This is a genomic window from Blautia caccae (assembly GCF_040095955.1).
In the GTDB taxonomy this organism is placed as follows: Bacteria; Bacillota; Clostridia; order Lachnospirales; family Lachnospiraceae; genus Blautia; species Blautia celeris.
The window spans coordinates 1-599 of sequence record NZ_JBBMFP010000108.1; the positions used below are offsets into that span (position 1 = coordinate 1).

At 48.1% G+C, this 599-nt stretch carries 1 pseudogene; it reads left to right on the forward strand.

Features of this window, described 5'->3' with window-relative positions:
• Window positions 1-599: pseudogene (locus tag WMO65_RS26450) on the forward strand (acetyl-CoA decarbonylase/synthase complex subunit alpha/beta); the annotation flags it as partial.

Here is a 599-nt window from a genome sequence, read left to right on the forward strand (position 1 = left end):
GTTTCCAAATTCAACGCTACATCCCTGGAAGCACGCGATATCAAGATCAAGATCACCAATATCGACATTCCGGTTGCATTCGCATCCGCATTCGAGGGTGAGATCATCCGCCGCGGCGACATGCAGGTAGAGTTCGACGGTTCCCGTGTAGACTGTGCAGAGCTTGTTCAGTCAGCAGAGGCTACAGAGATCGAAGACCACAAGATCACTGTGATCGGACCGGAAGCAGATGAGATGGAGCTGGGCAGCAAGAACAGCATCGCTTATGTTGTAAAAGTTGCAGGCAAGAACATGCAGTCTGACTTTGAACCGGTTATCGAGCGTAAGTTCCATAACTACATCAACTGTATCGAAGGTGTATATCACACAGGACAGCGTGATATGCAGCGTATCCGTATCAGCAAGGATGCATTCAATGCAGGATTCCGCCTGAAACATATCGGTGAAGTTCTGTACGCATCTGTTAAGAATGAATTTGACGCTGTTGTTGACAAATGTGAAGTTGTGATCTACACAGATCCGGCAGAGTGTAAGAGGATCCGTCACGAAGTGGCAGTTCCTACCTTCAACAAACGTGATGACCGTCTGAAATCCCTGAC